The sequence below is a fragment of the Flavobacterium sp. GP15 genome, assembly GCF_014281985.1.
Classification (GTDB): domain Bacteria; phylum Bacteroidota; class Bacteroidia; order Flavobacteriales; family Flavobacteriaceae; genus Flavobacterium; species Flavobacterium pygoscelis.
The window spans coordinates 1-2,546 of the sequence record NZ_JACFTC010000021.1 but is presented as its reverse complement, the minus strand read 5'-3'; the positions used below and the strand labels follow the sequence as shown (position 1 = coordinate 2,546).

At 28.7% G+C, this 2,546-nt stretch carries 2 protein-coding genes; both read left to right on the top strand.

Annotated features, from left to right (window positions below):
• The first annotated feature begins 943 nt into the window (after positions 1 to 943).
• Complete coding sequence (locus H2650_RS15630) at positions 944 to 1,882, top strand: hypothetical protein (protein WP_188051759.1); 939 nt, start codon at positions 944 to 946, stop codon at positions 1,880 to 1,882.
• Between the two features lie 133 nt (positions 1,883 to 2,015).
• Positions 2,016 to 2,528, top strand: coding sequence for a hypothetical protein (locus H2650_RS15625; RefSeq protein WP_188051758.1), 513 nt, complete (start codon positions 2,016 to 2,018; stop codon positions 2,526 to 2,528).
• Positions 2,529 to 2,546 lie beyond the last annotated feature (18 nt).

Sequence of the window (2,546 nt, the reverse complement as noted above, 5' to 3'; positions counted from 1 at the left end):
ACAGAATTACATTGCATTTTGGAATTTTAAATTTTTTACAAAGTGAATGGAAAAGTTGGAATATTTTGCGGAATTGCATTGCATATTGGAATTTTAAAATTGGAACGAAAAACCGAAATTAATCTAAAAATAGAATCGTAAAAATTGCAATTTAAAACAAAAAATATTTTTTCAGTTTAGCGCGGTAAAATAAAAGGTTGGAATTTGAAAATTGGAATATATAGCCGAACTGAATCGGTAGCTAGAATGGCAGAATATGATAAATATTATTACGTTGCCTAACAGCCGTTTGGCAAGATTGCGAATTTTGTAGTAAATTCATGTTTTTCTTTCGCAAGATATTCTATCTTAGCCGAAAGAACTCGGTTACGAAGTTCCCAACCTCGCCAAGCGCCAAGACGTTAGCGGTCAGCAGCGTTGGAGCAAATAAAACCACAGAAAAATAGAAATATTTAGAATTTAAAAAGATAAATTTCATCGATTTTTTTTGAGTTTTTAAGATAGAAAATTGAAGTCGATTATGCTTGTAGAAAGCAGAAACTTGAAAGTTGGAATCTGATTAAGTTTATCGCATGTGGAAACTGGAATATTGGAATTTACTGAGATAACAAAAAAGAAAAATGACGAAATTAGCAAAATACTAAAATGGAAAATAGAAATTTAATAAGCTAAATTTTCTCGATTTTTTTTTGATTTTAAAGTGATAAAAGATGCTTAATAAAATATTTGGCGGAAATTGAAAAGACAAAAATTATAATTTGGAATAGACATTTAGAATAAATAAACTGCCGAACCGCTAACAGCCGTTTGCAATGATTGCGGGTTTAGTGGAATTAACGTTTTTATTCATATCTTCGTTACGGTAGAAAATACTCTGCTAGAAAGTCCGCAACCACGGCAAGCGCCAAGACGTTAGTGGCAACCTTACCTGAAAATCAACGAAATGAGAACTTATTTAGAAGAATTAATTAATCGAATGTGTGACAGAAATCTTGAAAAAACAAGTTCTGAAACTATTGCATATAATGCTTATCGTGAAGTTGACAATATTAAAGATGAAAACTTACTACCTACACTTTTTGAAATTGTAAATAATGAATTAGATGAAAATAAAAGAAATAAAGCCTATTATATAATCAGCAAAATTGCATTACCAAATAATGATATTGAATCACTAAACTTCTTTTTACAAAAACTTAAAAAGGAAAAAAGCAAAGGAATTATTGAAGATTTACTTAAGATTATTTCATCTTTTAAAAAACCTAAAGAAATTGATTTAGCAAATATTTTCAACTTCTTAAATAACAAATCTAATCTCATTCGTCATAATGCAATTCTTGCATTAGAAAACTGTAATAGTACAGAATGCGAAAATAAATTAATTATGATATTAGAAAATTCGACTAATCAATATGATTTATTATATTCGACACAAGTACTTTCTACATCAGGATTTCACAAAAGTTTACCAAAATTAAAAGAACTTATTACACATTCAAAACAAGATATATCAAATAGTGCATTGTGGGGAATATACCAAATTGCAAAAGAAAAGGAATTACCACTATACTTAGAACAATTAAAAAAAAGTAAAAATAAATTTACTGCTCTTCAAGCAGTTGTTATGTATGGAAATGACGAAGTAATTCCAAATATTATCAAAAGGATTAAAGAATTGATTTCCAAAAAAAGAAATATTGAAGTTATTGGTGAATATGGATATACAGAACTTATAATAGCAATGAATTTTTTAATTAAATTCCCTGACTCTAAAGTTATTAAAGATATTTATTCTCTTTTGGAACTAAAAAAAGATGACTTTTTATGGGAAAGTGAAAAAGAGTGGTTAATGAATAATCCGATAGATAAAGGCAGCCACTAACAGCCGTTTGGCGAGATTGGGGTTTTAGTGGAATTAACGTTTTTTATCATATCTTCGTTTCGGTAGAAAATACTCTGCTATAAAGTCCCCAATCTCGCCAAGCGCCAAGACGTTAGTAGCAAGCCAACCGCAGATGACTAAAAATAAGTACCTTAGAAATAAAATGATGAACTTTTTAAATAAACTATTCAGTAAAAATAATCTTTCAGAAAAAACTGAGAATCAAATAATAACTGATTTCGATTCTCTTGTTGCTATTGCAAGAAAAAGTGGAGAAATTGACGACCTCTATAAGTTATACAGAAAATTGTTAGAATTAAATAATTGGATTTTTATAACTCCAAACAACCAAAAAATTGAAAATTCTAAACCTTTTATTGGTGTTGTTGATGAAAATTCATGGGTTTTTATTTTTACCGACAGTAAAAATGCAAATGATTATTGTAAACAATTTGAAGGATTCATTAGAGAAGACCGAACTGCTTTTTTAATCAAAATGAAAGTTAAAGATTCAATTGAAATGTTGTATCAATTGTCAGAAAGAGGGGTTTTTGGTATTCGTATTAACGAAGGTGAAAATGGATGGTTTTGCTCGATATCAGATTTGCCTAATATTATAAATCATTTAAAAGTTAATATTGAGTAGTGTAAATGGCCAGCTACT